General features: G+C 32.4%; 25 protein-coding genes and 1 tRNA gene. 13 read left to right on the forward strand and 13 right to left on the reverse strand.

Annotated elements, in window-relative coordinates:
* Positions 1–48 precede the first annotated feature (48 nt).
* From HB672_RS08910 to HB672_RS08930, 5 genes are all read left to right on the forward strand, one after another.
* Positions 49–438 (forward strand): group III truncated hemoglobin, encoded by a 390-nt coding sequence (locus tag HB672_RS08910; RefSeq protein WP_167611182.1) that lies wholly within the window; start codon positions 49–51, stop codon positions 436–438.
* Positions 439–527: 89 nt separating this feature from the next.
* On the forward strand, positions 528–3,722 hold the full coding sequence (gene ccsA / locus HB672_RS08915) for a cytochrome c biogenesis protein CcsA (RefSeq protein ID WP_167611186.1): 3,195 nt from the start codon (positions 528–530) through the stop codon (positions 3,720–3,722).
* Between the two features lie 67 nt (positions 3,723–3,789).
* Positions 3,790–3,978, forward strand: a complete 189-nt coding sequence (locus HB672_RS08920; protein ID WP_167611189.1) for a hypothetical protein — start codon at positions 3,790–3,792, stop codon at positions 3,976–3,978.
* A gap of 71 nt (positions 3,979–4,049) precedes the next feature.
* Entirely contained in the window at positions 4,050–4,997 is a 948-nt protein-coding gene (locus HB672_RS08925; RefSeq protein WP_244306598.1) for a tetratricopeptide repeat protein, read from the forward strand.
* A 168-nt stretch (positions 4,998–5,165) separates the two neighbouring features.
* Positions 5,166–6,572 carry an MATE family efflux transporter gene (locus HB672_RS08930; RefSeq protein WP_167611192.1) on the forward strand — a complete coding sequence of 469 codons (1,407 nt, stop codon included), beginning with the start codon at positions 5,166–5,168 and terminating at the stop codon, positions 6,570–6,572.
* Between the two features lie 170 nt (positions 6,573–6,742).
* On the opposite strand, the gene HB672_RS08935 is transcribed toward HB672_RS08930, so the two are convergent.
* A complete protein-coding gene (locus tag HB672_RS08935) occupies positions 6,743–7,318 on the reverse strand; it encodes a pseudouridine synthase (protein WP_167611196.1) in 576 nt (191 codons plus the stop codon).
* 58 nt (positions 7,319–7,376) lie between these two features.
* On the opposite strand from HB672_RS08935, the gene HB672_RS08940 reads away from it, so the two are divergent.
* The 4 genes from HB672_RS08940 to HB672_RS08955 all read left to right on the forward strand — a co-directional run bounded on the left by HB672_RS08940 (position 7,377) and on the right by HB672_RS08955 (position 10,377).
* On the forward strand, positions 7,377–8,531 hold the full coding sequence (locus HB672_RS08940) for an aminotransferase class I/II-fold pyridoxal phosphate-dependent enzyme (protein ID WP_167611198.1): 1,155 nt from the start codon (positions 7,377–7,379) through the stop codon (positions 8,529–8,531).
* A 10-nt stretch (positions 8,532–8,541) separates the two neighbouring features.
* A complete protein-coding gene (rlmF, locus tag HB672_RS08945) occupies positions 8,542–9,432 on the forward strand; it encodes a 23S rRNA (adenine(1618)-N(6))-methyltransferase RlmF (protein ID WP_167611201.1) in 891 nt (296 codons plus the stop codon).
* Positions 9,433–9,503: 71 nt separating this feature from the next.
* Positions 9,504–10,226 carry a bacillithiol biosynthesis deacetylase BshB1 gene (bshB1, locus tag HB672_RS08950; RefSeq protein ID WP_167611203.1) on the forward strand — a complete coding sequence of 241 codons (723 nt, stop codon included), beginning with the start codon at positions 9,504–9,506 and terminating at the stop codon, positions 10,224–10,226.
* A gap of 74 nt (positions 10,227–10,300) precedes the next feature.
* Positions 10,301–10,377 (forward strand) — tRNA-His (locus HB672_RS08955).
* 447 nt (positions 10,378–10,824) lie between these two features.
* Here the strand turns inward: HB672_RS08955 and HB672_RS08965 are convergent.
* The 5 genes from HB672_RS08965 to HB672_RS08985 form a co-directional block, all read right to left on the reverse strand.
* Positions 10,825–11,253 carry a hypothetical protein gene (locus HB672_RS08965; protein ID WP_167610398.1) on the reverse strand — a complete coding sequence of 143 codons (429 nt, stop codon included), beginning with the start codon at positions 11,251–11,253 and terminating at the stop codon, positions 10,825–10,827.
* Between the two features lie 143 nt (positions 11,254–11,396).
* Positions 11,397–12,950, reverse strand: coding sequence for a M28 family peptidase (locus tag HB672_RS08970; RefSeq protein WP_167611209.1), 1,554 nt, complete (start codon positions 12,948–12,950; stop codon positions 11,397–11,399).
* 95 nt (positions 12,951–13,045) lie between these two features.
* On the reverse strand, positions 13,046–14,080 hold the full coding sequence (locus HB672_RS08975; protein WP_167611212.1) for a M28 family metallopeptidase: 1,035 nt from the start codon (positions 14,078–14,080) through the stop codon (positions 13,046–13,048).
* 139 nt (positions 14,081–14,219) lie between these two features.
* Entirely contained in the window at positions 14,220–14,549 is a 330-nt protein-coding gene (locus HB672_RS08980; protein ID WP_167611215.1) for an FUSC family protein, read from the reverse strand.
* 3 nt (positions 14,550–14,552) lie between these two features.
* A complete protein-coding gene (locus tag HB672_RS08985) occupies positions 14,553–15,329 on the reverse strand; it encodes a DUF3108 domain-containing protein (protein WP_167611218.1) in 777 nt (258 codons plus the stop codon).
* Between the two features lie 172 nt (positions 15,330–15,501).
* On the opposite strand from HB672_RS08985, the gene HB672_RS08990 reads away from it, so the two are divergent.
* From HB672_RS08990 to HB672_RS09005, 4 genes are all read left to right on the forward strand, one after another.
* Positions 15,502–16,344, forward strand: a complete 843-nt coding sequence (locus HB672_RS08990) for a universal stress protein (RefSeq protein ID WP_167611221.1) — start codon at positions 15,502–15,504, stop codon at positions 16,342–16,344.
* 158 nt (positions 16,345–16,502) lie between these two features.
* Positions 16,503–17,750 carry an FAD/NAD(P)-binding oxidoreductase gene (locus HB672_RS08995; protein ID WP_167611224.1) on the forward strand — a complete coding sequence of 416 codons (1,248 nt, stop codon included), beginning with the start codon at positions 16,503–16,505 and terminating at the stop codon, positions 17,748–17,750.
* 20 nt (positions 17,751–17,770) lie between these two features.
* Complete coding sequence (locus tag HB672_RS09000) at positions 17,771–18,085, forward strand: TusE/DsrC/DsvC family sulfur relay protein (RefSeq protein ID WP_167611227.1); 315 nt, start codon at positions 17,771–17,773, stop codon at positions 18,083–18,085.
* A 21-nt stretch (positions 18,086–18,106) separates the two neighbouring features.
* A complete protein-coding gene (locus HB672_RS09005) occupies positions 18,107–18,637 on the forward strand; it encodes a DsrE/DsrF/DrsH-like family protein (protein WP_167611230.1) in 531 nt (176 codons plus the stop codon).
* A gap of 65 nt (positions 18,638–18,702) precedes the next feature.
* On the opposite strand, the gene HB672_RS09010 is transcribed toward HB672_RS09005, so the two are convergent.
* From HB672_RS09010 to HB672_RS09040, 7 genes are all read right to left on the reverse strand, one after another.
* Positions 18,703–21,279: a M14 metallopeptidase family protein gene (locus HB672_RS09010; protein WP_167611233.1), complete on the reverse strand. Its 2,577-nt coding sequence runs from the start codon at positions 21,277–21,279 to the stop codon at positions 18,703–18,705.
* A 174-nt stretch (positions 21,280–21,453) separates the two neighbouring features.
* Positions 21,454–21,903 (reverse strand): hypothetical protein, encoded by a 450-nt coding sequence (locus HB672_RS09015; RefSeq protein ID WP_167611236.1) that lies wholly within the window; start codon positions 21,901–21,903, stop codon positions 21,454–21,456.
* Positions 21,904–21,962: 59 nt separating this feature from the next.
* A complete protein-coding gene (locus tag HB672_RS09020; protein ID WP_167611240.1) occupies positions 21,963–22,415 on the reverse strand; it encodes an Hsp20/alpha crystallin family protein in 453 nt (150 codons plus the stop codon).
* Positions 22,416–22,536: 121 nt separating this feature from the next.
* Positions 22,537–23,910: an MBL fold metallo-hydrolase gene (locus HB672_RS09025; protein WP_167611243.1), complete on the reverse strand. Its 1,374-nt coding sequence runs from the start codon at positions 23,908–23,910 to the stop codon at positions 22,537–22,539.
* A gap of 3 nt (positions 23,911–23,913) precedes the next feature.
* On the reverse strand, positions 23,914–24,762 hold the full coding sequence (locus HB672_RS09030) for an ATP cone domain-containing protein (RefSeq protein ID WP_167611246.1): 849 nt from the start codon (positions 24,760–24,762) through the stop codon (positions 23,914–23,916).
* 83 nt (positions 24,763–24,845) lie between these two features.
* Entirely contained in the window at positions 24,846–25,262 is a 417-nt protein-coding gene (locus HB672_RS09035; RefSeq protein ID WP_348272551.1) for a hypothetical protein, read from the reverse strand.
* 6 nt (positions 25,263–25,268) lie between these two features.
* Positions 25,269–26,123: a universal stress protein gene (locus tag HB672_RS09040; protein WP_167611249.1), complete on the reverse strand. Its 855-nt coding sequence runs from the start codon at positions 26,121–26,123 to the stop codon at positions 25,269–25,271.
* Between the last annotated feature and the right edge of the window lie 5 nt (positions 26,124–26,128).

Raw genomic sequence — 26,128 nt, forward strand, 5'->3', positions numbered from 1 at the left:
GATAAGTAAAATATGATTTAAAAGTTTGTTGAACTATCTTTGTAAACAATGGAAAAGAAAGATATTAAAACTCGTGAAGATATTTTTAAACTAGTGTCAACATTTTACGCAAAAGTAAGGGTTAATGAAACATTAGCACCTTTTTTTGATAGAATAGACGATTGGGACGAACACCTCGAGCGATTAACCACTTTTTGGGAATCCAGTTTATTTTTAAAAACAAAATATTTTGGCGATCCTCTGAAAGCACATGCCAAAGCTGATAAGGAACATGGTAACAAAATATCTGAATATCACTTTGGTGTTTGGTTGAATTTATGGTTTGAAACCATTGAAGAACTTTTTAAAGGCGAAACTGCCGAAAACGCCAAAAGACGCGCAAGAAAAATGGGAACATTTTTATATATGCAAATTTTTCAGGCAAGACAAAACAGCTAAAATTCTATAGCTGTTAAATATCACCTATTCTTTATCCTTTACAAAGAAAAACACTAAATTTGCACGACTTTAAAAAGACGATTTCCGTTATGTTAAAAAAACTCTCCAACATACTCTTCTCTACAAGACTTACAGCATTTTTATTTATAGCTTTTGCTGTTGCAATGATAATTGGAACTTTTATGGATGCTGGACAAGAAACCTCGCCAACTCCATATTCTAGAACACTTATTTATAATGCTTGGTGGTTTGAAACCATTATGGCATTATTTACTATAAATTTTATTGGAAATATTTTTAGATATCGCTTATTAAGAAAAGAAAAATGGGCAACACTAACGTTGCACTTAGCTTTTATCTTCATTTTTATTGGAGCATTCATAACTAGGTATATCAGTTTTGAGGGAATAATGGCAATTCGTGAAGGCGCTACAGAAAATACGTTTCTTTCTCAAAAAACGTATTTAACCGTTTATATGGACGGCGACTATGTTGTAGATGGCAAACAACAGCGACGTATACAGCAATATGAAACCGATTTCTCTCATAGACTCAGCAATAAGTTTGCTAGAAATACAGATTATAACGGTCAACCAGTAACTATTGAGCTTGAAGAATTTATACAAAGTGCCGAAGAAGATATTATTCCAGACGACTCTGGAGAAAACTATTTAAAAATGGTTGAAGCTGGTATGGGAGGCTCTCATAACCACTTTTTAAAAGAAGGTCAAGTACAAAGCATTCATAACGTGTTATTTGCACTTAACAAACCTACAGATGGCGCAGTAAACATAACACATACAGATAGTACGTTAACCATCGAGTCACCTTATGAAGGTGAATACCTAACCATGGCAACACAAGCTAAAGGTAAATTAGTAAAAGATAGTATTCAACCTTTAGTGTTACGCTCAAGATATATTATAGGAAATCAAACATTGGTGTTCCCAAAACCTGTTGTAAAAGGTGTGTTCGATGTTGTTAAAAAATCAGAGATATTAAGAAATGATGAAGATGGTTTAGTTTTAAAAGTTACTGCTAATAATGAAACCCAGACTGTAAAATTACTAGGAGGTAAAGGCACTAATAACGCTTTTAAGCAAGTAACAATTGGAGGCTTAGATTTTGCTTTAAAATATGGGTCAAAAGCGATAGAGTTACCATTTAGTGTCAAATTAAACGACTTTATTGCAAAACGTTTCCCTGGTACGGAAAACAGTTATTCAGCTTATGAAAGTAAAGTTACGGTTTTAGACGAACAAGAAGGTGATTTCGATTTTCATATTTATATGAACAATATATTAAATCATAGAGGTTACCGATTTTTCCAAGCGTCTTTCGACCCAGACGAAAAAGGAACCATACTTTCTGTAAATCATGATTTCTGGGGGACAAACATTACTTATTTTGGTTACTTCTTATTGTATTTTGGATTAATGGCCATACTATTTGCTAAGCATACTCGCTTTGATGATTTACGAAGAAACCTTAAAAAAATAAAAGCAAAAAAATCTGCAACAATAATAGCCCTGTTTTTGGCAACTACTATTGGAGTAAATGCACAGGAAACACATACTGAAGATGATGGTCACGACCATACGCAACAAACAGTAACCAAGGCTCAAATAGATTCTATTTTAAAAGTTAATATCACTCCTAAAGAGCAAGCCGATAAATTAGGACGTTTGGTAATTCAGGATTTTGATGGAAGAATGAAGCCTATTAACACGTATGCTTCAGAGTTGTTACGTAAATTAACAAAGTATGAAGATTATGAGAGTTTTGATTCTAACCAAGTGTTTTTATCAATGCAAGAAAGTCCGTTTTTATGGTACAATGTGCCAATTATTTATTTAAAGCTTAAAAAAGCAGACACTATTAGAAGCATTATTGGATTGGATAAAGAAGAGAATTATGCAACTTTAGCTCATTTCTTTACCGAAAGGGGTACTTATAAATTGGGTAACTATTTACAAGAAGCTTACAGTACACAAGTACAAACTGCCATACAAAAAGAATTTGTAGAAGCAGACCAACGAGTGAATTTATTGTATGCTACTTTAAATGGAGAAACACTAAAAATCTTCCCTATTCCTGAAGATGATAATAATACATGGATATCGTCTCCAGATTATAGAGAACAAAAAATTCAGCTAAAAGACTCACTTTACGGAAATTTTATAAATACTGGTTTTAAAGCGTATTTGTATATGCTTAATGAAGGTAAAAAAACAGGTGATTTTGCTGAAAGTGATAAACTATTGGCAGCTATTAAAAAGACGCAGCAAAAATATGGTGCTGAGGTCATGTTAAGCGATAAAAAAATAAATACTGAAATACTGTATAACAAATACGACATATTTAAGAACCTATTTAGCTGGTATATGTATGCAGGAACATTGATGTTTATTTTGTTAATCGTTCAAATCTTTAAAGATAGAAGTAAAGGCATAAATACTGCGGTATCAGTTTTTAAGTATATTATAGTTGGTCTATTCTTATTACATACAGCAGGACTAATTGTAAGATGGTACCTATCAGGTCATGCTCCATGGAGTGACGCTTATGAATCTATGATATATGTGGCTTGGGCTACAATGTTATTTGGACTAATATTTGGACGTAAAAGTGATATTACTTTTGCAGCAACTGCGTTTGTAACAGCTATGATATTAATGATTGCTCACTGGAATTGGATGGATCCTTCCATTGGTACTTTACAACCAGTTTTAAATAGTTATTGGTTAATGATTCATGTGGCTGTAATAGTTGGAAGTTATGGACCATTTACCTTAGGAATGATTTTAGGTGTTGTATCATTATTATTAATGATTCTTACTAACAAAGAAAATAAAGCTAAAATGAGCCTTAACATTAAAGAACTAACTATTGTTAACGAAATGGCATTAACTGTTGGTTTGGTAATGTTAACCATTGGTAACTTTCTTGGAGGTATGTGGGCAAACGAAAGTTGGGGGCGTTATTGGGGATGGGACCCTAAAGAAACTTGGGCACTTATTAGTATTATGGTTTATGCGTTTGTGATTCACATGCGTTTAGTGCCAGGGCTAAGAGGTCGTTTTGGGTTTAATTTAGCATCTATTTTAGCATTTTCAAGTATTATATTTACATATTTTGGAGTTAACTTTTATTTAGCTGGATTACATTCTTATCAGTCGGGACAACAATTAGATAGTGTAAATACTATTGTTATTGTATTCGCTATAGTAGCAATACTTGCATTTTTTGCCTACAAAAAATATGCTAAATATTATAAAAAGTAACCATTTTTGGTGTTCATATTAATTTTGATGTCTAAATTTTAGTACCTTAGAAATCAAAAGTTAGAATATGAATTTTTTTAAAAAACTCGGTACAGCTAATACTTTAATGCTTCTGTTGTGTGTCGTCATTATTATTGTGGCCGAATATTTGTTTCTTTCTGGTGAAGAATTGCATGGAATATTTATTGGGTTATGGGCTCCAATGCTTCTTGGATTATTAATTTTATTTAAAATGGTCAATAATGGAAGCAAATAACATCGTTTTATATTTTTCGATTATTGTTGCTGTTTTGGTGACTATTTAGGCAATTGTAATAATTAGAGCTTATGATAAAATTGATAAAGATTAAAGTAATTATACTAGTTGGTTTAGTTTTTTTTGGTTGTAAAAACAATGAAAATCTTGATGATGTTAAAATTAACACATCTCAAGGGATGTCTTTATTAAACACCCCTTTAATTAGACGACAAGTTAATCCTGCCCAAGACTCTCTTCAAATTGTCAAGTATTTAGACGCCTTAGAAAACTATGAAAATAATAACAAACTGGCAGATAATATTATTTGGTTAGGTAGAAGAATTGCCTATTTGGGAGATTATAAACGAGCTATTGAAATATTTACTCAAGGCATAAATGAATTCCCAAAAGATGCACGTTTTTTAAGACATAGAGGACATAGATATATAAGCACGCGGCAATTTAATAATGCTATCACCGATTTTGAAAATGCAGTATTGCTTATTAAAGATACAGAAGATGTTATAGAGCCAGATGGTGTTCCAAATAGACTCAATCAACCTGTATCAAGCCTTCATAATAATATTTATTACCATTTAGGATTGGCATATTATTTAAAAAATGACCTTAAAAATGCATTAAAATATTTTACTGAATGCTTAGAGGTTTCTAAGAATAACGATATGCAAGTTGCAACAAGACATTGGTTGTATATGATATTGCAACGAATGAATATGAAATATGAAGCTGCTTCTATTTTAAATCCTATAACCGAAAACATGGATATTATCGAAAACATAGCTTATCACGATTTATTACTGTTTTATAAAGGTGTTCGTTCTGAAAATGAGTTGCTTAAAGTTGAGAATGGCTCAATTGGAGCTAATGAAGCAACACAATACGGTATTGCCAATTGGCATTTCTATAACGGTGATGAAGATAGAGCTATTAATATGTTTCAAAATATAATTAAAAATGGCAATTGGGCAGGGTTTGGCTACATTGCAGCCGAAGCTGACTTAAGCCGCTTACAGTAAAAAAAAAATCTTCTTTTAAATTTTGATTTGCGACAACCAAAATAATTTCCAATATTTGTTGCGTTATGATTAATTAAATAAATTATCCGGTTTGTCGAATTCTTTTCGACTCTTTATAGCAAAATACTTTTTAGTGTTTAGCCATGTCTAGCAGTTAATCATATTATTATGTCATCCAACAAAATCTCAATAAAACAATTTTTTAAGTACTTCAAAATAGCTGTGTCTGGTAAAGAAGAAAGCTTTACAACAGGCAGTATTCGTCGTGCAATTTTTATGCTCTCTATTCCAATGATTTTAGAGATGCTCATGGAATCCATCTTCGCAATTGTCGATATTTTCTATGTTTCACAAGTAAGTGTTAATGCAGTGGCAACCATTGGTCTAACCGAGTCTGTTATTACATTGGTTTATGCCATTGCTATTGGTTTAAGTATGGCAGCAACAGCTATTGTGGCGCGTCGTGTTGGTGAAAACGACATAAAAGGAGCGTCTCAAGCAGCGGTGCAAGTTATTTTTCTTGGTACAGCAGTTGCCATTGGTATAAGTGTCATTGGTATATTGTATCCAAAAGAAATTTTAGGTATCATGGGAGCAGAGGCAGATCTTATAGAAGAAGGTTATGGCTACACGCAAATACTCATGGGCGGAAACATAACTATTATGTTACTATTTCTAATCAATGCTATTTTTAGGGGTGCAGGAAATGCATCAATCGCTATGTGGACACTTATTCTGTCTAATGGTTTAAATATTATTTTGGACCCAATATTCATTTTTGGTTTTGGGCCTATTGAAGCTCATGGTGTTGAAGGGGCAGCTATTGCTACTACTATTGGTCGTGGTAGTGCAGTATTATTTCAACTAGGAATTCTATTTTTTGGTTATAGCAAGATTAAAGTTGCAGTTAAAGATTTAGTGCTACAAGTAGAAGTGATGTGGAACTTGATAAAAGTATCAATTGGTGGTATAGGTCAGTTTTTAATAGGCACATCAAGTTGGGTGTTTTTAATGCGAATTATGAGCGAATTTGGCAGCGAAGTGCTGGCTGGCTATACTATTGCTATACGTGTTATGATGTTTACTTTAATGCCAGCTTGGGGAATGAGTAACGCTGCTGCGACTTTAGTGGGACAAAATTTAGGCGCCAAACAACCAGAACGCGCCGAAACCTCAGTTTGGGTTACTGGAAAGTACAGTGCAGTTTTTATGCTATTAGTTTCTATTGTGTATTTAGTATTCTCACCACAAATAGTAGCTTTATTTACTGCTGAAACTGAAGTGATTAAATATGGAAGTTTATGTTTAAGAGTGATTGCAGCTGGTTATGTGTTTTATGGTTATGGTATGGTAATTATTAATGCTTTTAATGGTTCTGGAGATACCAAAACACCAACATACATTAACTTTGTATGCTTTTGGTTATTCCAATTGCCCTTTGCTTATCTTATGGCAATTACTTTAGATTATGGCCCTATTGGCGTATTTGCTGCCATTACGTTGGCCGAAATACTTATTGCGGTAATTGGCATTATTTGGTTTAAAAAAGGAAAGTGGAAATTAGTTGAGGTTTAGATTATTCAATTAAGTATTATTATAATTCTATGGCAAAACAGGGACGTGAGAAAAACACAAAGAATAAAGCTTAGCATAGTAAGTTGATGACTCGCAAGAAGAACAAGCTTAAAAGTGAAAAAGAAATACGAAAAGAAAAATTAAAAGCTATTATCGCTAAATCAAATGAGCTATAATTGCTCAACTTCTCTAACCATTCCTACATTTAAATCTAGCTTAATATCACCAATTCTAACACGTACTAATCTTAATGTTGGAAAGCCAACTATAGCAGTCATTTTTCGCACTTGTCTGAACTTACCTTCTGTTAGGGTTATAGAAATCCAAGATGTTATGCCATGGCGTTCATCACGAACAAAACGTTCTTCAATATGATAGCCTGATAGGTCATTAATTAAATTAACCTTGCAGGGTTTGGTTTTATAAGGCTTCCCATGTATGTTTATAATAACGCCATTTTGTAATTGTGCAATAGCTTCATTAGTTATTAAACCGTCAACTAGCGCATAATATTCTTTTTCGACTTTGTTGCTAGTAATGCGTGCGCTAACTTTTCCATCTGTAGTGAGTAGCAATAAACCTTCGGAAGTTTCGTCCAAACGACCAATAGCCATGGTGCCTTTAGCGAAATCATAAAGTTCGCCAAGTAACTTCTTATTCTTCCGTTTATTTTGATTATTTATAAACTGACTTAAATAACGAAACGGTTTGTGTATAATATAATGATGGTGTATTTCTTGTTGCATTATAAACCACAATGTATTGCTTTTTTCTCTAACTTTATATCGTTTAAAATACTATTCTATGAAGCCTAAAAATATTGGAGAAAACACCATTTGTACACATACAGGAGAAGTTAAGGATATAACATTTAAAGGATCTGTATCTCCTATATATATGTCGTCGTCCTATGAGTTTATGGATGTAGATATTAAGCGTTATCCACGTTATTTTAACACACCCAATCAGGAATATTTAGCAAAGAAAATTGCTTCTTTAGAACATGCCGAAGCTGCCATGATTTTTAGCTCAGGAATGGCAGTAATCAGTACAACATTACTTGCATTTTTAAGCTCTGGCGACCATATTGTATTGCAAAATGATATTTATGGTGGCACTCGAAACTTAATTGAAGAACAATTTGATAGGTTTAATATTGAGTATAGTTTTACAGAAGGCTTGCACGTAGATGATTTTGAGAGTTGTATACAACCAAATACTAAGATGATTTATATAGAAACACCTTCAAATCCGTTATTAAAACTAGTTGATATTGAAGCGGTTGCAAAGTTAGCGAAATCCAAAGGTGTACTTTCCGTAATAGATAATACGTTTGCAACACCAATCATTCAAAAACCTATTGATTTTGGAATTGACATTGTATTGCACAGTGCTACTAAATACTTTGGAGGTCATAGCGATATTAGTGCTGGAGCTTTAGTAACAAGTCAAGAGCATATAGACACTATTTGGAATTTAGCGAAAAACTTAGGAGGAAACCTCAGCGACTTTATGGTTTGGATGTTGGAGCGTAGTTTGAAAACTTTGAGTGTTCGTGTAAAAGCACAACAAAAAAATGCTAAAAGGGTAGCGAAAATTCTCAATAAAAACAAAGCTATAAGTCAGGTGTATTATCCAGGATTAAAAACACATCCAGATTATAAACTCGCAAAAAAACAAATGAAAGGTTTTGGAGCCATGTTATCGTTTGATTTAGCTGAAGGATTGGATGCAGAAGCGTTTTTAAAATCATTAAAACTCATAAAACCGTCTATGAGTTTAGCAGGTGTGGAGAGTACCATGATTTTGCCAGCATTAACGTCACATGCGTTATTAACTCAAGAGGATAGAGAAGCACAAGGCATTAAAGATGGATTGATTCGTTTTTCAGTAGGATTAGAAGAAACTGAGGATATAATTGATGATATAGAAAGAGCAATTAATGAAATCAAGAATTAATTATTAAACTTTGCATAAAAATAATAAGCATCAAAAAGACTATGACTTTAAAGCATTAACTCAAATAATTCCTGAGTTAAAAGAATTTGTGTTTACAAATAAATACGGTTCTACAACCATAGACTTCGCTAACCCTAAAGCAGTAAAATTACTTAACAAGGCTCTTTTAAAGACGTATTATGCTATAGACTATTGGGAGTTTCCTGATGCAAATTTATGCCCACCAATTCCTGGACGTTTAGATTATATTCATCATTTAGCTGATTTGCTAAATCCATACAAACTAAAAAATCGAGTAACTGTGTTAGATATTGGTACTGGAGCTACTTGTATCTACCCTTTATTAGGTTTTAAAGAGTATAATTGGAAATTTGTAGCAACAGAAATTGATACTCAAGTGTTAAAAATTGCTCAGACAATAATTGATGAAAATAAGCTGTCAACTGCCATAGAATTGCGTTTGCAGTCCAACAAATCACACATTTTAAAAGGAATCATAAAACCTACTGATGCCTTTGCTGCAAGTATGTGTAATCCACCTTTTTATAAAAATGAACAGGAAGCTATAGAAGCAACCACAAGAAAGCTAAAAGGATTAAATAAAAACCATACAAATCCAGTTAGAAATTTTAGCGGAACTGCTAACGAACTCTGGTATGAAGGTGGGGAAAAGGCCTTTTTGCACAATTATTTATATGAAAGCTCCTTATTTAAGACCAATTGCTTATGGTACACAAGTTTGGTGTCTAATAAGGATTTGGTAAAGTCCATGCAGAAATCGTTAAAAAAACTTGGAGCTACACAGGTAAAAGTGATTAACATGCAACAAGGCAATAAAGTAAGCAGAGTAGTAGCTTGGACTTTTTTTACAACAGAACAGCAAAAACAATGGAGCTCTTAGAATAAACAAATTGCACTATAATTCGTAATTTGCAATTCATAATTAAAGATTTGTAATTCATAATTAATTATATGAAATTAGACATACTTGCTATAGGTGCACATCCAGATGATGTAGAATTAGGTTGTGGAGCAACGATAGCCAAAGAGATTGCCAATGGAAAAAAGGTTGGTATTATTGACCTTACTAGAGGCGAATTGGGAACACGAGGAACAGCCGAAACACGCGATTTTGAATCTGCTCAAGCTGCCAAAATTTTAGGAGTTGCAGTTAGAACAAATATGGAGTTTGCTGATGGCTTTTTTGTAAATGATAAAATTCATCAAATTGAACTTATTAAAATGATACGAAAATATCGTCCAGAGATTGTATTATGTAATGCTATTGACGATAGGCATATAGATCATGGTAAAGGAAGTCAATTAGTAAGTGACGCTTGCTTTTTAAGCGGATTATTAAAAATAGACACAAAATGTCCTGATGAAGATGGTTGGCAAGAACCTTGGAGACCAAAACACGTATATCATTATATACAATGGAAAAACATTGGGCCAGATTTTGTAATGGATGTTACTGGATTTATGGATAAAAAAATGGAAGCTGTAATGGCTTATAAAACACAGTTCTTTGACCCAACTAGCAAAGAGCCCGAAACACCTATTTCTAGCAGTAATTTCACCGATAGCATTGAATATAGAGCAAGAGATTTGGGGCGCTTAATAGGAGCGGAGCATGGAGAAGGTTTTACTGTAGAACGTTATGTCGCTGTTGATAGCTTATATGATATAAAATAATTGCACAAAATTCTTTGTAGAAAATTTGAAATAATTTACATTTGCACACGCCTATAAAAGGCACTATTAACATGGTGGTTGTAGCTCAGTTGGTTAGAGCATTGGTTTGTGGTACCAAGGGTCGCGGGTTCGAATCCCGTCTTCCACCCCAAGACGATTAGCAAAGCTAATGTCTTGGTGCAGATCGTAGGGTCTGTACCATAAAAATATAAGCCTTTCATTTATATGAGAGGCTTTTTTATTATATTAATAATATGTTTTTTACTTATATATTATACTCTGTAACATTAGATAAATATTATAAGGGTCATACAAATAATGTTTACAATAGACTTAAGATACTTAATGCAGGAACAGTTTCGTCAACTTCAACAGGAGTTCCATGGCAACTTGTTTTAGTGATTGAAAAACCGACTAGAAAAGAAGCTGCAATTTTAGAAAGAAAACTAAAAAACCTTAATAAAGTACGTTTGTTAATGTTTATCCAGAAGTATAAACAGTTGCAGTCTCTCAGAAATGAGGGATTTTTTGTGAATATTATTTATTTGCTTACAAGTTTATGTAAGCAAGTTTTTCTTTCCAAATCAAAAAAATTGAGTTATTTATTAGCATTAAAATTTTTAACTACTAATGATTTAAAGTGGTTGTTATTTGAAAAGTTAAACTTTATTTTATTTGAGTATATTGAATTTACTGCTTTAATATAAACTTTATAGATATCAGTTGATTCTTCTTTTTTATATGTAACAACCCAAAAAAACAGCCTTTCTCCAGGACCAAAAAAGCCAGGTAAAACAAAATTTATCCCATTATCAAAAGGATTCTGTTTCTTATCCTTACCTCTTGGGTTATTGATTTGGATTATTTCAAAATTCTTAGTTGAAAATTCATTTCTTATAATTTGAGAGAGTCTTATTCTAACATTTTCCTTGTTTCCATTTGAATACCATTTCAATTCTTTAATTGAAAGAAAAATTAAAAGAGATGTAAACAAGACTAATATTAAAATTATAATAATGTCTTCCATTGAGATAAAACGAATTTGTAAAAGGACTAAGTATTAACTATAACTGATTTTTCACTTTAATTTACTAATATAATATTTTATTGAACTATAAAAAAAGCCTCCCAAATGGAAGGCTTTATATTATATAACTAATTAAGTTGTTTTTACTCCTCAGTAGCTTTATCAACTACAATACGTTCTGCACGATTTGCTAATTCCCATGCTGTATGGAAAACAAGACGAGATCTGTTTTCTAACAAGTCATAATTAATTTTGTCTGGAGTATCAGTATGTCTATGATAGTCATCGTGTGTTCCGTTAAAATAAAATATGATTGGAATGTTATTTTTTGCAAAGTTGTAATGATCTGAACGATAGTAAAAACGATTAGGATCGTTTTCGTCGTTATACGTATAATCTAACTCAATGTTTGTAAACGTTTTGTTTACTTCTTCAGAGATTTCATGTAATTCAGTACTTAATTTATCAGCACCAATTAAGTAAATATAGTTTCTGTCTCCTTCACGTTTAGGGTCAATACGACCAACCATATCAATATTTAAGTTAGCGACTGTATTTGCTAGAGGTTTTAATGGCTCATAATCGGTATAATATCTAGAACCTAATAATCCTTTCTCTTCACCAGTTACGTGTAAAAAGATAACTGAACGTTTTGGTCCATGACCTTTATCAGCAGCTGTTTTAAAAGCTTCTGCAACTTCTAATAATGATACTGTTCCAGAACCATCATCATCTGCACCATTAAAAATCTCACCTTTAGCATTAACACCAACGTGATCTAAATGCGCAGAAATAACAATATACTCATCTGGCTTTTCAGAACCTGTAATCATTGCAGCTACATTTTCAGATGGCATAGACTCAGTAATACTTTCATAGCTCATATCTAACTTAGTAGCGACTGTTGCAGTTTCTGTAGATTCGTTAATGTTGCCTACTAACGCTTTACCCATTTTTTCGCTAATTAAGAAATCGTAAATTTCTGGGTCATCACCTTCTTTTGCTGGTAATGATAAGCGTTTGCTTCCACCAGTTGCTTCACGCTCTTTAAAGAATGTTGCGTAGCGATTAAATAACTCGCTATCCATGAAAAACAACGCTTTTGCACCATTGTCTTTTGCAGCAGTTCTTTTAGAAGAAAGAGCTTGACGACCATTAGACCATTTAGACGCTTCTTTCCCACCGCTAAGAATATTATTTCCAGCTTTATCTTTAGGCTCGCCACCTTTTACAACTACTACTTTACCTTTAACATCAAGATTAGTGTAATCACTATATTTTTCATCATCAATTCCATAACCAGCATAAACTACTTCTGAAACAGATACTGTTCCAGTTGCAGCAGCAGTTTGCGATATGAAGTCATCATAATAATTAAATGACTCTCCATTTACCGAAATACTTACTTTTGGTGTTTTAACAATGTTTAAAGGTACTGTTTGAAAATAGTTTCCTTCGATAACCGATGGAATACCCATAGTTTCGTACTCTTTTTTAAGATACTCAACTGCTTTCTTTTGTCCAGGCGCTCCAGTATCACGACCTTCGAACTCATCAGAAGCATAAATGTATAAATGGTCTTTTAACTCATCTTCTGTAATAGTTTCTCCATAAGCAACAACATCTTCTTGAGTTGCTTCTTTTTTACAAGAAAATACTACTAACATTGCGCTTAATAGTAATAGTGTTTTTTTCATTTTATTGGTTGTTATATTTAAGTGTTGTGCGATATTACGAAAAAAGTGCGACTATAATACGCTGAACAGCCTGTCTTTTAACACTTTTTAACACATTATTTATCAACAATTATGCGATTTTCCTGATTGGCAAGTTGCCATGCGGTTGCAAAAATTAGTTTGGTACGTTTTTCTAGGATGTCATATTCAATTTTATCGGCTGTATCTGTAACCTGATGGTAGTCTTCATGTTCACCATTAAAATAGAAAATTACTGGAATATTATGTTTTGCAAAGTTGTAATGATCCGACCTGTAATAATACCTATTATGTTCATTTTCCTCGTTGTACTTATAATTAAGACTAAGGTTTGTGAACTCGTTATTTACAGCTTCAGAGATATAGTGTAATTCGGTGCTTAATCTATCTGCTCCAATAATATAGATGTATTCTGGATTTTTTTCGTGATTCCTATCTACACGACCAATCATGTCTATATTTAAATTTGCAACGGTATTTTCTAATGGAAATGCTGGATTTTCAGTATAAAATCTAGAACCTTGAAGTCCATCTTCCTCTGCTGTAAGATGCAAAAAAAGGATACTGCGTTTTGGACCATGTCCATTATCTTGAGCTTCTTTAAAAGCTTCAGCCATTTCCAAAAGCGCAACTGTACCTGAGCCATCATCGTCAGCTCCATTGTAAATATTTCCGTCTTTATCAATTCCTTCATGGTCATGATGAGCCGAAACTACTATAACTTCTTCTGGTTTTTCTTTTCCTTTTATGAAAGCCAAAACGTTTTCGGAATCATTAAAATCTTCTCCTAGATAGGCTTTTGGTATGTTTTGAAAATAACTTGAGTCTGGATATGGTGACGGGATATTCTGTGACTTGTAATAATCACTTATAAACTTTGTTCCTTTTTTTTGTCCTGGGCTTCCAGCCTTTCTACCTTGAAGTTCATCAGAAGCAAAAAAATACAAATGCTCTTTTAACTCATTGGAAGTAATGGTTTGAGCGTAGGTTTTTATTTGATCTGGTTGAGAAATTTCAATATTATCGGCAATGGCTTGCATTTTTTCTTTGTGGCTTAAAGAAGCACAGGATCCAACAAGTGCAAATGCCGAAGCGTATATTAAAACTTTCATTTATAACCTTTTGTTTATTGCTAATTACCATGTGTAATTCGTAATTGAATCGTTATAAAGTATGAAATAGCGATTCTTGTAAATTAGGAATTTGATGAATTAAGCAATTAATTATTAAGCAAATAAAGTGAAAATATACTTAATTTTCAATATCTAAATCTTCTAATTCTTCTAGAGCATCTTCTTGAGATTGTTTTTCCTTTTCGATGGTTTCGATATCATTCTCAACAACATTGTCTTCAATTACTGTTCTGTATATAGACAATACTAGTGCGATAATTGTTATAAGGAAAACAACTTTAACAAGTTTGGTGTTCACACCGTCTTTTTGTGCCATTTTAAAGGCTATAAAGCCTAAGATAAATGCTATGACAATTGGTATTAAAGCAATAGCGCCAAAAGGCAAAATTGATAAAACTAACCCTAAACTTGCTGCTATTATTGCTAATGTGGTAATTAATATTCTCATATCTTAATTTTTTAAACCGGTTGCACTTTGGATTCTTAATTCACCATTACCTACAGGTACTTTAAATTTGGCATATACTGGTATTTTATTACTATCTGCAGTTAACCAAAGTAAATTATCCTTGTTACCTTTTAGTAGATTGTTGTTCATTGTAATGGCTAATTTATAGCATTCTTTTCTACCAATATTTGTGTTAATGGTTTCTTTTGCAAGTAAGGTAAGAGTTATTTTAAACTCTTCATTATCCATTAGTACAGTAAAAGTATCTGAGTTTCCAATACTTGCTTTGTGGATATCCAAATTTCTAATATGGTATAGTGTTGCAATTATATCTTTTGTGTTTGAAGATATGTTAAGATTTTTTTTCTCATCCCAAAAGGTGCCATCGCCACGTCTTTTACGCTTTAAACTTTTTACCGTATTGGAGCCATGATTATAATTGTATTGCATGAATTTGTAATAACCACCTTCGCTAATATCTCTTTTGTATAAATATGGTTTCAAAGAGCTTGGGTGCACATAACTCTCATATAAATCATTAATCTTAAAGAAGGTATCCCATTTGGTGTAGGTTCTTGCTTTGCCCTTTAAATGTAACAAAGTACTTTTAGAAGTTTTTACTTCACTGGTTTCCATAGTTACTTGTGCAAGATCGGTTAATAAGCCAGACATATTATAAGATGCTGTGAATACAAGTTTCTCATTGAAGCCTATGGCAGTATTTTGACCATATAAAAAACAGGATGCAAGACATATAATTGAAAAAACAAATGATTTCATAAAAAATGGTTTGTAGTTAATAACGCAAATATTATCATTTATTATACCAAAATACAATGCTTACGCTAAAGATTATAATTAAATAGGATTTTACGAAGTTAATTAACTGACATTTATCATAGTTTTTGGTTTTAGTCTATGATATTTTTATCCTGTTAAAAAATATAAAGCATTGAAATTAATTTTATTACCTACAGATTTTTCAAAGAATTCCATTAATGCAATTAATTACGCAGTGGAGTTGTTTAAAAATGAGGCATGCGAATTTTATGTAATAAATATCCAAAAGGCATCGTCGTTTGTATCTGATGACTTAATGACAATGACTTCTTCGGCTACCGTTTATCATACATTAATTGATGTTGCTAAAAAATCAATTAAGAATGTAATAAAAGACCTAAAAGAAACTTATAATAATGACCTACATAAATTTTATTCGATAGTAGATTACGACAATTTTGTAGATGGTATCAATCAAGCTTGTGATACAAGAGGTATAGATTTAATAATTATGGGAACTAAAGGTGCTTCAGGTGCTGAGAAGGTTCTCTTTGGTAGTAATACGGCAAGAGTTATGCAACGCTGTAGTACTCCAGTATTAGCAATTCCAGATGGATGCAAATTTAAAGGGTTAGATAAGATAGCTTTTACTTCAAACTTTTCAATTCGATACATTAGTGAAGATCTAAAATCACTATTTGATATTTCTAAGCTTTACAACTCCAGCATAGATATTTTGCACGTAACTGAAGATGAGTTAACATCTAACCAAATGGATAATAGAGCTTATTTAGATAGATATTTTAGCAATTTAAATCATGAGTTTGTAAACCTTCAGGAGTCAGATGTTTTTAAAGCCATACAAGATTACATAAAAGATTATGATATAAAAATATTGGCAATGACAAGTCGACAACATTCTTTTTTAGAACGACTTTTTAATAGACATTTGGTTGAAGCTTTTGCCTTTAATATAGATATTCCATTTTTGGTTATGGAAAATTCTAATCAATAAAAACATTATAGTTAATGCATTTTCGAGAGCGGAAACCTCTTAAGTAACATGGGTTACATAAGGGGTTTCCATGATTTTTGTCATATTTTTTATAGCTCCTAAAATGTACTTTTACAACATAATTAAGCAACATAAATGCTTGTTAATAAATAATTAAGATGAAAAATTTACTAATACTAGGTGCAGGAACTTCAGGAACTATGATGGCAAACCATTTGATTTCTAAATTACCAAAAAAGGAATGGAGTATTACTGTTATAGACCAATTTAAAACACATTATTATCAACCTGGGTTTTTATTTCTTCCATTTGATATTTATACAACAAAACAAGTCAAAAAGAAAGGAGAAAAATTTATACCAAAGGGAGCAAACTATATTCAAAAGAAAATTGAATTAATTCAACCTGATGAAAATAAAGTAATCCTTGAAGGAGGAAGAGTATTGGATTATGACATTTTAATCGTTGCTACTGGTACAAAAATAGCTCCTGGCGAAATTGAAGGAATGGATGGCCCAATGTGGTATAAAAACATATTTGACTTTTACACATACGAAGGTGCAAAAGCATTACGTAATAAACTTCGCGAATGGGAAGGTGGTAAGCTAGTTGTACATATTACGGAAATGCCTATTAAATGTCCTGTGGCGCCTTTGGAATTTGCTTTTTTGGCCGATTCTTACTTTAAAAACAAAGGAATGCGTGATAAGGTGGATATTACATACGTTACGCCTTTAGGTGGTGCGTTTACGAAGCCTAAAGCTACTGAGGCATTACACCACTTATTAGAAGAAAAAGGAATAAAAGAGGTAACAGATTTTAATATAGAGCGTGTAGATTATGAGAACAACAAAATTATTGACTATGCCGAAACCGAAGTTGAATATGATTTATTGGTTACTGTCCCAACGAATATGGGAGATGAGTTAATGGAACGCTCTGGAATGGGAGACGATTTAAACTATATTCCAACCGATAAAGCTACGTTGCAGACTAAAGATCATGAAAATATTTTCGCCATTGGAGATGCAACCAATTTACCAGCATCTAAAGCAGGATCTGTAGCACATTTTGAAGCTGAGATATTAACCGAAAACATTTTGAGATACATAAAAGGAGAACCTTTAAAAGCTGAGTTCGATGGTCACGCCAATTGTTTTATTGAAACAGGTAATGGTAAAGCATTGTTAATTGACTTTAACTATACACACGAACCTGTTGAAGGAACATTTCCATTACCTGGAATAGGTCCTTTAAAACTATTAAAGGAAAGTAGAACAAACCACATGGGGAAAATGGCATTTAGATGGATTTATTGGAATATGTTAATAAAAGGAAGGCATATACCATTTGTATCAACCAATATGACCGAAAAAGGAAAACATTTTGAAACAGTAGAAAAATAATAACATTAAAACAAAAGATCATGATTAAAACATTTTGTAAAACACAGGTAGAAGTAAAAGTTTCCGAAGATGGATATCTAGAAGATATGTCGCAATGGAACGAAGAAATTGCACATGAAATCGCAGGTGAATTAGGTATTGAATTAACTGATAAGCATTTTGAAGTTATTAACTATTTACGCGAAAAAACAGAAGCAAAAGAGGCTTTAACTATTAGAAAAGTTGGGAAATCAGGTATTGTTAGTATTAAAGAATTATATCAATTGTTTCCAAAGGGGCCATTAAAGTTCTCTTCAAAAATAGCAGGAATCCCTAAGCCAACAAGCTGTATTTAATTAATTATAAAGAATTTAAAGATGGAAACACAAGAGGCAAATACAAAAAAAGTAGTAGTTGAGAAAAAACCCTTAGAAAAAGTATGTATAATATGTGCTAAAGGTAGTTTGGAAGATGTTTATGCAACATTAGTAATGGCAAATGGTGCGGTAATGGAAGGTATAGAAACCAATGTGTTTTTTACTTTCTTCGGTCTTGACGGAATCACCAAAAAACAAATGAATCGCTTGCATACTGCAACAACAGGTAATCCAGCTATGAGAATGCCTGGTGGAATTCCATTTCCAACAATGTTAGGTGGGTTACCAGGAGTTGAAACTGCAGTTTCTGGCATGATGCGTAAGCAAATGGAGGAATTAGATATGCCACCTGTAGACGAATTTTTAGAAATGATTACAGCTGGTGGTGGTACTATTTATGCATGTAAGTTAGCAATAGATATGTTTAAACTAGAGAAGAAAGATTTATCTGATGAGGTAGAGGACATTATCACAATTGGACAATTCTATGAATTATGTGATGGTGATAGAACTCAAATTATTTTCACCTAATAGAGAAATTTATAACATAAAAAAACCGATATTAAAAATATCGGTTTTTTTATGAATATTTGATTCTATTTCTCTGCTCCCATATAAATAGAGTTGAATATTAACTTGTAAGTACCTCTTGGTTGCCCTCTAAACTGAGGCCTAAAACCAAATAATACAATATCACCATTACCAAGAGGTATATGCATCATAGCGCTCTTGTTTTTTAAATAGCGTTCTTCTCCCATTGCCCAACCACTCATTAAAAGGTCTTTATCTGCATATGTTGTTACTTCAATAACATTAGCCTCTGGAGCATCGGCTATTTCTTCTGCACCACCTTCACCTGATTTACGTTGTTTTATGGTTTGAAAAGCACGACTTCTATTAAAAGAAGCAGCAACTTCATCCATCATTCCATAAGCCAAAGGATTTTTTGTATCTACTTTCATTCGTATTAAAGATCCAGGAATAAAGAAGTTACTTGAAGATATGTTAGAAATAACATTACGAACAGGAAGCCCTAATTGCTCAATAGCCAAATCACTCGAAGAATCAAAAAACACAACGGTTCCACCAGATTTCGCATATTGATCAATTTTTGCCATACCATCTAATCCAATTCCTCCTGTAAATTTTTTAGGCATCGAAGTTTCGCGATAGCCATGTAAGATTCCATTTGGACTTTGAGATGGAAATATTATAGCACTATATTGTGATAGTTTTCCGTTTTTTATATCCTTGTTGTGCAATGTATCTATATCAAATTCAAATTGCTCTAACACCCATCTAGTCCAACCTTCATCCATATTTGCTTGCCAAGATTTATAAAGACCAACTTTTATTTTATTTAATTCAATAATTTTAGAATTGTCAATACTGTTTGCACCTTTAAAATCAATACCAAGTTCTTTACTTAGTTTTGAAACCTCTTTTTTTAAGTTTCTTTTACCTTTTACAACAAATGAGCCAGCAGAGAAATCATTGTAATCTGCTTTTAGTTTACTAACAGTATAACCAGCTTTTTGAAGTCGGTTCACAGCTAAGGCACTTAGGTTATCTTTGTTTGAAAACATAAAGTTACCACTACCATTAACGGTTCCTTCTTTATAGCTAAGTTTTGAGGTAATTGGTTCTGTATTGATATTAAAAGATTCATTAACCTTATCAACAGTTACACCCATTTGCATTGGTAAGGTCCAGCCGGCCAAATCGTATGGAGGTTGAGGTGGTCCACCTGGATATAGAAATTGGTCTGGATAATCTTGTTTTTCCATCAAATCTGTTAAGTAAGGTCTAAAAGCTTGTGCTCCATAAAAAATTATTGAACCAGCATCATAAGATTTATCACTAACAGAAAAAGAAGAAGTCGCTTTATGCGCTTCAAGTCCACCTTGCATTAAAATATTTGTTAGGTTAATAGATTCACTTGGATTCCATTGGTCTTTTGGGATAATGTATGCAAATACTTTTTCGGTATCCTCAATGGCATCTTTCCCCATATCATAGATATTATACAAAAACTCATCTTTCTTATCTGCAGCTAAGTCTAAAATCCCCATAGAAGCAGTTAACATATAATCTACAGCATCTCTAAAATGCGATTCGCCACCTTCCCAAGGGTAAGGGTAAAATATTTCGGTACCATTAGATGGTTTTCCTCCAACATTTTTAGGTTTCTTTTTAGGGTCATAAAAACGAGGCGTAGGAGTTGCATGAGCTACTTCGGTTAATATCCCTATTTGGTTATGATAATATGGTGTCGTTCTCATACCTCCATTCCAAAACATACTAAAAGCTGTTCCTGATATTACTCCAGGCATTTTTTTCATGGCAAATCTATTTGCCATAGCTGTTCCAACAAGATTAACTCCTGTAGTTACTCCTGGATGAATATTAGGGTTTACGGGACTTCTAAAAGGGGGTAAAAATATACGCGCCCAAGATGGCGATGTTTGGTGGTGGTTATGAACAATTTGCGGATACCACTGATTGTATAATACGGTAGTCACTGCTTTGGTTTCTGGCATATTGCTCATAAACCAATCTCGATTGTTATCATGACCTACATATTTTTGATAAAGTATAGGTGGACCAGTTGTTTCGTAAGGTGTTCCTAGGTTTTTTTTGTACCAATCTACCACAATATCTACACCATCGGGATTTATTACTGGAACCACAAGCGTAATGACATTATCTCTAATTTTTTTCATTTCTTCTGATTCTTCTGAAGCAATTCGCCACATAAGTTCCGAAGTCATTTGGGCATGAGCACGTTCGGTAGCGTGCATACCTCCATCAAACCATACAATGGCTTTTCCTTCATAGGATAGTTTTTTTGCTTCATCGGGTGATATTCTTGCTCGAGATAGTTTTTCACTTATAGTTCGCCATTTTTCAAGAGATTTCATGTTTTCTTCACTCGAAATAAATAATAGTTTCATTGGACGCCCCATAACTGATTTTCCTATCTCAATCATTTGAACACGGTCTGTTGAAGCTGCTAACTTTTCGTAATATTCGAGCATTTGGTCATAGTCAGCCAATTTGTAATCGGCTCCAACTTCAAACCCGAAAACGTCTGAAGGTTTTGGAATTTGTGCGTTAATAGATATGCTTGCCAAAAAGAAAAGGCAAAACAAAAAGCGAAAATAATTCTTCATAAGGTTGGTTTAAAAGGTTGTGCTTTGTGTGAAGCATAAATTTAGGAATTATTTGCTATTCTACTTAACTTTTAACATGATAGTTTTTAAATTATTTGAGACAGAGAGCCATAAAAAAAGCCTTGTAGTATATTTATTTTACAAGGCTTTTGTTTATTGTTTTTTAGATAAAGATTATGTTTTATCTATCAAACGTTTTTGTTTTTCCTCTTTTTTAATGTTTTTAATTAAACTAAAAAGGGTCGTTTTTAATATTCTGTATTCCTTTATAAAGTCATTAATTTCAACAATTAAACGACGGTGTTCATTTTTATAATCACTTTCTTCTTTTGGTTGATCAATACCATCAACCATAATTTTTAAGTCGTTTTTATGGTTTTTTACATATTTTATAAGTAAGTCTGTTTTTGTTTGAAGTTTACTTAATGTGTCAATTATTGCTTTACTTTCTTTAAAGTGTTTTGAATCTATAAGTTGTAAAGTATACGACTTGATTAAGTCATCAAAGAATAATTGCTCATCTTTCATGAATTCTAAATCAGACAGCCATTCTATTGAGTTTTTGTGCATTGTTTCGGCACTTAACCACTCAACATATTTTGTGGTAGTTTGTGTTGTTTTCATGATATTATTTTTATAAAAACAGAAAGCAATTTAACAAATTGCTTTCTGCGTGATTAATTTTAAAGAACCTCTATTACCTTTTTAGGTTGTTCTTTAGCTTCCTCTTTTTTGAGAAGGTTTAATTTTAAAATACCATTATTGTAAACAGCTTTTACATCTTGTTCTGCATTTACTGTATTTGGTAATTTTAATGATCTTTTAAAAGAGTTATAACTAAACTCTTTACGAGTATAGCCTTCTTCTTTTTCCTCTTCTTCTTTTCTTTTTTCACCACATACATGAAGTATATTGTCATCAATCGTTACTTCAAAATCTTTTTTTGAAAACCCTGGAGCTGCAAATTCGATTTCAAAATCTTTATCATGCTCTTTAACATTCATTGCAGGCATTAAACTATCTTCTTCAAAGAAATCATCATTAAGGAAATCGTCATAACTTAAAAAAGTGTTTAAGTTGTCATTATTCCAAGTAGGGAATAATCTGTTTCGATTTTTGAATTTAATAAGTGTCATAATTTGTATTTTTTAGGTTAAACATATAGTATTATGGTATCAATTTAAGGATGAAACCTAAATTATAAAATGATATATATCAATTTGAAAAACAAGTTGTTAACTTAATAAATTATTGCTTTTAAATCATTAGTTTTTCAACATCTGTTAATTTTGGGATAGTTACATACCAATTAAGAGTGTCTTTAATTTTTACCCTAAAAGCATCTAAGGCATTAGGTTCACCATGGATTAAATATACTTTCTCAGGAATATTTTTAATATTGCTCATCCATTTAAACAAATCGTCTTGATCTGCATGTGCAGATAAACTTTCTATGCTTTTTATGGTTGCTTTTACAGGATAATATTTACCAAAAAACTTAATCTCGTGTGCACCTTCTAACAATTGCCTTCCACGAGTTCCTTCGGCTTGAAAGCCAACCAATAGAACTGTTGTTGATGATTCGTCAATGAGCTGTTGTAAATAGGTGAGGACTCTTCCGCCTGTAACCATTCCGCTTCCAGCTATTACAATTTTTGGTCTTTTATCGTCAATGGTTTCCCATGTTTCTTTATAAGATTGTACAATATTAACATGGTTACACATGGCATTATAGTCGGCATCAGAAAGTTTGTGCCATTTTGGAAAACGTTTAAACACTTCCAATACATTGTTTCCCATTGGGCTATCAATAAAAATAGGAATATTTGGGATTTTATTTTTTTTGTAAAGCTTCCATAAAATGTACATAAGTGTTTGTAGACGTTCTACCGCAAAACTTGGAATAATTAGATTGCCTTTTTTATAAATTGTTTCCTTTATTAGGTTTGCTAAAACTTCCTCAACATCTTCTTCTGGATGCAACTTGTTTCCGTAGGTACTTTCAATAAATAAAAAATCTGCCCATTGTGGTGTTTTGGGATCATCTAGGAGGTAATCGTTCCATCTGCCTATGTCACCTGAAAATACAAATCGTTTTCCGTTGATGTCCAACTCAATGAACGTAGCTCCAATAATATGTCCATTATATTGAAAACGATAGGAGATATGTTCGGATAAAATAATCCATTTATTTTCCATCGCTACATCAAATAATTTAATAGCGTTTTCAGCTTCTTTAAATGTAAAAAAAGGAAGAGCTGGATTGTGTTTGGTATATTTCTCTTTATTTGCTTTGTCTGCTTCTTCTTGATGGATTTTGGCGCTATCTTTTAGTATAATCTCTGCAATGGCAAGAGTAGGAGCTGTACCAATAATTTTTCCAGAAAAGCCTTGTTTTAATAAGCGAGGTAAGTAACCTACATGGTCTAAATGACCATGAGTAAGTAAGACTACATCAATAGCTTCAACATTAATGGGAAGATCTTCCCAATTGAGCTCTCTTAACTCTTTTAAGCCTTGAAACATGCCACAATCTATAAGTATGTTCTGCTCGGATGTTTCAATAAGAAACTTAGAGCCTGTGACGGTTCCTGAGGCTCCTAAAAAGTTAACTTTTGCATATTTTTCCATGTTTTAGTGATTTTTATTAGTGCATAATTGGGACATTTCGTTTAGAATTTTTTCTTTCCTAATATCGGAAACACCTAAATGGTCTAAATAGAAATTATCATTTATTAATTCTCTACATAACACTACATCCCTACTTAATAAAAATTGCTTTTCTCTGTTTGTTAATAAGGTCGATACAGTTATAGGATAAAGGCCTAATCGGTCTATTTTATCTTTTAGGGCATCTTCTTTAGGGTAGTCCCAACTTAATAGTTTTAAACCTATACATTTGCCATATTGCAATGCATCTTCGGTAAATCGTGTATTTGTAACTACCCAACCTTCTTTAAGGTTTGTTTTATGTGGTTTAGAATTCCAATAATCCTTTACATCTTTAAATCGAGCAGCTATATATAATGGGATTTTTATATTACAATTTTGACCTTGATCGCTATGAAATTTGCATTCCATTATGGTTGTATCACCGTTTTTATTTGCCACAACATCTATTTCGTGTGATACGCATTTACCTTGCAAGACTTTACCAACTTGAGTTCTATAACCTGAATATTGATAGATGGCAGAAATAAAATTTTCAAAAGGAAACCCTGTTGGACCTAACTCATAAATTGCTTTTTTGAGTTTGTATCTTGAGGCGAGATAACTTTTCTTTTTTTTAAGTAATGCAAATGCTCTATTGTAAATTTCGCTAGTAGAGATACCTTGGTATAATTCGTCGCGTACTTTATCAATAATTTGGTCTACAGTTTCTTTATCTGCTCCAGTTCTTTTTAGTGAATTCCTTAATTTGTCTAATGAGAATTTTACTTTTTCACCTGTTGATTTAGTAATATCCAGATTTTTATTTTTCATTGTTCCTTTTTTAAAGAAAACTGCCAAAAAAGAAGTGTTTTGACAGTTTTCAACTAACTAACTAACTAATAATAGATTAACAGTTAATGTGACTTAAAGAAATCTCTTACCCAGGCTTTTACCTGGTTTTCTGTCATGCTATCTGCTTTTTTTAGGTCTTTTATTTTATTACTTAAGGATTTGTGGTTTTTGCTTAATTCTTTACTAAATTTTTTATAAGTATCAGCAGGACCAAAAATTACTAAAGCATCTGTATCTTTTATTTCCGATGCTATAGATTTATAATACTGTTTTAGCTGATGCTTTTCACGCTCTAGGAATTTACTGTCTTGTACAACATCTTGAGGCCCACCTTTAAATCGTGTTCCAGAACCACCATGAGTACGGTAATGTTCTATATTTGATGTAACTGTTTGTAATTTTTCTGCACCATTTTCTAGAGTTACGATTAGTGCTTTGTCTTTATCTAACCAAATACCTGTATTTTTCATTTTTTTCATTTTTTTTTAATTTCTTAAATCGTGCATTACTAAAATTGGCACTTTAGAATGAAATGCAATGCCTTTTACCATTGGGTTTGTTAGTATGCTTCCAAAAAAGTTGTGTTTTTTATTAATAAATGCCACCATATCGCTGTCCCTACTTTCAACAAAAATGTTTACGGCAGATTCTACCGAGTAATGAGATATTTTATGAAATGTGTAATTGACATCTTCAAAAATTTCTTTGAGCATTTGTTTGCGTTCTTTTTGGTTTTCATTTAATTCATCTTCTTCAGAAACATGAAGTATTGTTATAGTGGCATCACACTTTTTAGCAATGTCAGTTAAGTAGCTCAATTCTCGTCTTTTGTAATGTGTTTCATAGCTCGTTGGGAATACAATTTCTTTAGGCAAACTATGTTTTGCTTTTTCTGGAACAACAATAACAGGGCAATTTCTAACTTTTTCCATTGCATTAACAGCAACACTACCAAATACGGTTCCTTTATCACTTGTTTTACCTTTGGTTCCCATAATAACTATTTCGATATCCTTCTGTTCCACTGCATCCTTAATCGCTTCAATAGGGTCATTGTACACAGAAATGGTTTTAAAATTATGTTTTGGGCTACCATGTTCATTTATAATAAGTTTATCTAGTAGTCTAGATAAATTATCTTCAGATTCTGCTTTCGCTTCTTCAAAAAATTCACCACCAGATCCCATATTCATGATATTTTCTATAAGGTTATTGGTTCCAAAAAAGGCATTAAGTAAATAGAAATCACAGGCTTCGTTTTTAAATAATTGCAAGGCATAGTTGATAGCTAACCAGGAGTTATTTGAAAAATCGGTAGGAAGTAGAATTTTGCGTTTCATGATTC

Source organism: Gaetbulibacter sp. S0825 (assembly GCF_011777505.1).
In the GTDB taxonomy this organism is placed as follows: Bacteria; Bacteroidota; Bacteroidia; order Flavobacteriales; family Flavobacteriaceae; genus Pontimicrobium.